The sequence below is a fragment of the Achromobacter sp. genome, from assembly GCF_036567245.1.
In the GTDB taxonomy this organism is placed as follows: Bacteria; Pseudomonadota; Gammaproteobacteria; order Burkholderiales; family Burkholderiaceae_B; genus Achromobacter.
In genome coordinates this window covers 1-4,663 of record NZ_DATCUY010000462.1, presented here as the reverse complement: position 1 = coordinate 4,663, position 4,663 = coordinate 1, and the positions used below count along the sequence as shown (strand labels likewise).

Annotated in this window: 4 protein-coding genes, 1 tRNA gene and 1 pseudogene; 4 read left to right on the top strand and 2 right to left on the bottom strand. The window is 65.9% G+C overall.

Annotation, left to right across the window (positions count from 1 at the left end; all coding sequences use genetic code 11):
* Window positions 1–125 (bottom strand): annotated as a pseudogene (locus VIR09_RS19705) (MBL fold metallo-hydrolase); the annotation flags it as partial.
* 139 nt (window positions 126–264) lie between these two features.
* Entirely contained in the window at window positions 265–1,092 is an 828-nt protein-coding gene (gene mutM, locus VIR09_RS19700) for a bifunctional DNA-formamidopyrimidine glycosylase/DNA-(apurinic or apyrimidinic site) lyase (RefSeq protein ID WP_332014391.1), read from the bottom strand.
* On the opposite strand from mutM, the gene VIR09_RS19695 reads away from it, so the two are divergent.
* From VIR09_RS19695 to VIR09_RS19680, 4 genes are all read left to right on the top strand, one after another.
* The gene (locus VIR09_RS19695; RefSeq protein ID WP_332014390.1) at window positions 1,091–2,977 is read left to right on the top strand and encodes a tetratricopeptide repeat protein; all 1,887 of its coding nucleotides are present in this window, start codon (window positions 1,091–1,093) and stop codon (window positions 2,975–2,977) included. The two genes, mutM and VIR09_RS19695, sit on opposite strands and share 2 nt — an antisense overlap.
* Window positions 2,978–2,994: 17 nt before the next feature.
* The gene (gene lolB / locus VIR09_RS19690) at window positions 2,995–3,573 is read left to right on the top strand and encodes a lipoprotein insertase outer membrane protein LolB (RefSeq protein WP_332014393.1); all 579 of its coding nucleotides are present in this window, start codon (window positions 2,995–2,997) and stop codon (window positions 3,571–3,573) included.
* A 72-nt stretch (window positions 3,574–3,645) separates the two neighbouring features.
* A complete protein-coding gene (gene ispE / locus VIR09_RS19685; RefSeq protein ID WP_332014392.1) occupies window positions 3,646–4,557 on the top strand; it encodes a 4-(cytidine 5'-diphospho)-2-C-methyl-D-erythritol kinase in 912 nt (303 codons plus the stop codon).
* Between the two features lies 1 nt (window position 4,558).
* A tRNA-Gln gene (locus VIR09_RS19680) sits at window positions 4,559–4,635 on the top strand.
* Window positions 4,636–4,663 lie beyond the last annotated feature (28 nt).

The following is a 4,663-nucleotide window of genomic DNA, read 5'->3' as shown; positions in this document are numbered from 1 at the left end:
TCGCCGATGATCACGCCCGTGTTGGGGTCGCCTTCGGCCGTGTAGGCATAGGCGTTGTCGGACAGTTTTTCGAACGAGACGACCTTGTCGTCCAGGTCGGCGTGCGAGGCGAATTGCTTGCTCATGGAGGCTCCTTCCACTTTTCTAGGAATAGGGTGTGTGGAAGGAATATAGCTCGACGTTAGTGTTTGTGCAATACGTTTGCTATAAACGAATTCCCTTGTTTTTTCAGGGATTTCCCGTGGGTTTCCGGGGTGGCGGTGGTCAATTTTTCTGGCATTTCGGGCAGTAATAGGTGGCGCGCTGCCCTTGCACGATGCGCCGTATCGGGGTGGCGCAGACCCGGCAAGGCTGGCCCTCGCGTTCGTAGACGGCGGCGTGGATCTCGAAGTAGGCGCCCGGTTCACCGGTAGCCCCGACGTAGTCGCGCAGCGTGCTGCCGCCCGAGGTCAGGGCGTCGGCCAGGGTGGCGCGCACCATGTCGGCCAGCCGTTCGCAACGGGCCGGCGACAGCTTGTTGGCCGGCGTCTTGGGATTGATGCGGGCGCGGAACAGGCTTTCCGACGCGTAGATATTGCCCACACCCACCACCGCCATGCCCGCCAGCAGCACCTGCTTGATGGCGGCGCCGTGGTTCTTGAAGTGGCGGTGCAGCCAGGCGCCGTCGAAACGCGGGTCGAAGGGCTCGATGCCCAGCTTGGCCAGCAGGGGGTGGGCATCTACGGGGCCGTCGTTGGCGGAGTGCCACAGCACCGCGCCGAAGCGCCGCGGGTCATGCAGGCGCAGCACGGCTTCCTCGAAGATCCATTCGACGTGGTCGTGTTTGCGCAGGAATTCGCCAGGGGCGACGCTGCGCAGCGAGCCGGACATGCCCAGATGCACGATCTGGGTGCCGTGTTCGAACCGCAGCAGCAGATATTTGCCTCGGCGCGCGCACTCCAGCACGGCGCGGCCGGCGATCGTGGCCGGCAGATCCGGCGGGATGGGCCAGCGCATGCGGGATTCGTGGATGACCAGCCGCGTCAGCGTCCGGCCGGTGATGACGGCGTCGATTCCTCGGCGCGTGGTTTCGACTTCAGGCAGTTCCGGCATGAGCCAGTGTAAGATCATTAATTGCGTGTACGAAGATTGTGCCATCAACCGGACGGGCCGCGTGAAGTCGTCTTTCAAACCTATAAATATCGGGATCGCCGCGCTAGCGCTTGCGCTGGCTGCAATACTGACCCCGCCGGCCCAGGCCGCCGACAGCCGGACGCGCGATGCGACCGGGCCCAGGATGGCGCCCCAGAGCCGCCACCCTGAAACCGAAGTAATCCGGCTGCGCCCCGGGCAGTTGCCCTATGTCTCGCTGACCGCCGACATCTTTTACCGCGTGCTCGCGTCCGAGATCGCCGCGCAGCGCGGCATGTACGGTTCGGCGGCCACCACCATGCTGGGCCTGGCGCGGGATACCGGCGATCCTCGCCTGGCCCGCCGCGCCCTCGAGTTCCAATTGGCCGGCGGCAACCTGCCCGGCGCCCTGGATGCCGCCCGGGTCTGGGCGCGCCTGTCCCCCAACGACGTGGAGGCCAGTTCCACCGAACTGGCGCTGGCTGCCGCCAATGGCCAGACCAAGGGCCTGTCGCAGGCCCTGCGCAACCGCATCGATGCCTCGCGTGACAAGCCGGCTGCCATCGGCCAGGCCCTGGCCGTGCTGAGCCGGCTGAATGACCGCCGCCTGGCCTTGCGCATCCTGGACGAATCCCTGAGCGACAACGTGCGCAAATTGCCGGCCGCGCACCTGGCGCTGGCGGACGTGGCTTCCGCTTCGGGCGACTACACCCGCGCCGCGCAGGAGTCGCGCGCGGCGCTGGCCGCGGATCCCAAGTCGGAAGCCGCCGCCCTGCGCGTGCTGGAGTACGGCTACAAGGTGGACCCGCAGCGCGCGCAGACCGAGGCCCGTACCTATATCGCCCGTAACCCCAGCGCCCGCAAGGTGCGCCTGATGCTGGCTGGCCAGTTGGCCGACAGCGGCGACTACAACGGTGCGCTGGCTGAATTGCAGGCGATGTCGCGCCGTTCGCCGGAAGATTTCGATTTGCTGTTCATGCAGGCGCAGCTGGCTTACAAGGCCGGCCAGCTGCCGCAGGCCAAGAGCTTGCTGCAGCAGTATCTGGACGTGCAGCAGCAGCGCCAACGCGCTACCGTGCCGGGCGCGACCGACGCCGGCGCCGCCGCCGCCGATGCCCATGTGCTGCTGGCCCGTATCGCCGAGGATCAGGGGCATTACGACGACGCCATCGCCGAACTGGGCCGCATCGACGACCCCACCCTGCGCTATTCGGTGCATATGCGCCAGGCCGCCTTGCGCGCCAAGAGCGGCCGCATCGACGACGCGCTGGCCATGATCGACGCAGCCGGCCCGCAGGACGAGGAAGAGCGCACGCTGGGCGTGCTGACCAAGGCCCAGATCCTGCGCGACGCCGACCGCGTGCAGCAGGCGGTGTCGGTGCTGGAAGCGGCCGATCAGGCGCTGCCCGACACGGTCGAGATCAAATACGAACTGGCCATGCTGTACGAGCGCCAGAACCGCCTGGCCGACCTGGAACGCATGCTGCGCCAGGTCATCGCGCTGGACCCGGATCACGCGCACGCCTACAACGCGCTGGGCTACACGCTGGCCGATCACAACCAGCGCCTGCCCGAGGCCCTGGATCTGATCACGCAAGCGCTGGAGCTGGCTCCCAACGATCCGTTCATCCTCGACAGCATGGGCTGGGTCAAGTACCGCATGGGCGATTCCGCGGCCGCTGCCGACTACCTGCGGCGCGCCTACAGCGTGCGCCCTGAAGCCGACATCGCCGCCCACCTGGCTGAAGTCCTCTGGGCCCAGGGCAAACGCGACCAGGCCACCGAGCTGCTGCGCGCTGCGGTGGCGAAGGATCCCAAGAACAAGACCGTTCAGGACGTGGCCAAGCGCCTGGGGATCGGCCTGTGACGGCAGTTGTTCAACGCATGTCCGGCGCTGCCGCGCCGCTGCGCTGGTTCCTGATGGCAATGCTGGCGGCGACGCTGGCCGCCTGCACCACGCCCAAGCCGATCGAAGGCGCCAGCGCGGACGCATTCTCGCGCATCGGCCGCTTCGCCATCACCGTCAACGAGGAAAGCGGCAAGCAGAATGCCGTACAGGGCGGCTTCTCGTGGTCGGACGACGGCCGCCACTATGTGCTGGACCTGACCAATCCCCTGGGCTCGACCGAGGCGCGCGTGGAAGGGCGGCCCGGCGCGGCCAGCCTGACCAAGGCCGACGGCACCCGCCTGGTTGCCGACAATCCCGACGCCTTGGCCGAGGAAGCGCTGGGCAGCAGCATGCCGGTGTCCGGCCTGCGCGACTGGCTGCGCGGCAAGCTCGCCGCCACGCCCGAGGCCACCGAAGTGTCCCGGGACGAACTGGGCCGCCCGGCGGCTTTCGAGCAAGGCGGCTGGCGCGCGCGGCTGTCGCGCTACGACACGTTGGGCCCGCAATTGCTGGTGCTGGAACGCCAGGAACCGGGCCGTCGGATCATGCTGCGGCTGGTGGTCAATCAGCCTTGAATGGCGGGCCGTGCCGGCTCGAAACCAGCGGTAGCCGGTAAAATCGGGCTACCGCTTTTTTTTCGCCCAGCCGTGACTCTCTACGACGTACCCGCTCCCGCCAAGCTGAATCTATTCCTGCACGTCGTGGGCCGTCGTGCCGATGGCTACCACCTGCTGCAGACCGTCTTCCGTTTCATCGATCTGTGCGACACCCTGCATTTCGACCTGCGCGCCGATGGCGTCATCAGCCGCGCCGCGGAGTTGCCGGGCGTGCCGGAAGATCAGGACTTGACCTTGCGCGCCGCGCACGCGCTGCAGCGGGCCACGGGCGTGAAGCAGGGCGTGCAGATCGGCCTGGAAAAGCGCATTCCGCAGGGGGGAGGGCTGGGTGGGGGTTCCAGCGATGCCGCCTCGGTGCTGATCGCGCTGAACAGGCTGTGGGGCACGGGACTGTCGCGGCGCGAGCTCATGGCGCTGGCGCTGCCGCTGGGCGCCGACGTGCCCGTCTTCGTCTTCGGCCAGTCCGCGTTCGCCCAGGGCGTGGGCGAAGACCTGACCGCGGTGACGCTGCCGCAGCGCGCTTATCTGGTGGCGCAACCGGACGCCAGCGTGCCCACGCCACAAATATTTGCCGCACCCGATTTGACAAGGGATTCTTCTTACATCACAATACCGGACTTTCTTGCTTCGCCTAATTTCTGCTTCGGCAGGAATGATTTGGAGCCGGTGGTCTACCGTCTTTATCCTGAAGTGCTTGGGGCATCGCGGTGGCTTGCTGAACAGGGAATCCTTCGCGGAACCCCAGTTCGCATGTCGGGATCTGGTGCGTGTTTGTTCGCCGAATTTTCCGAGCTCTCCGAAGCCGTTTTGGCAGAAGCAGAAATATCCGCTACAATGCGCGGCGCTGATAAAACATTCAGTCAAACGCATCCACGGTTTCGGTTAGTGCAGGCATGTACTGGGTTAGCTGAACATCCGTTGCGGAATTGGATTGCAAGATAGTTGGGGAGTCGCCAAGCTGGTTAAGGCACCGGATTTTGATTCCGGCATGCGAAGGTTCGAATCCTTCCTCCCCAGCCAACCGAATACATAAAAAAGCTGTTGAACA

Coding starts and splice junctions, on each gene's coding strand:
- lolB (WP_332014393.1), top strand. CDS start 2,995: ATGTCCGGCGCTGCCGCGCCGCTGCGCTGGTTCCTGATGGCAATGCTG.
- VIR09_RS19695 (WP_332014390.1), top strand. CDS start 1,091: ATGAGCCAGTGTAAGATCATTAATTGCGTGTACGAAGATTGTGCCATC.
- mutM (WP_332014391.1), bottom strand. CDS start 1,092: ATGCCGGAACTGCCTGAAGTCGAAACCACGCGCCGAGGAATCGACGCC.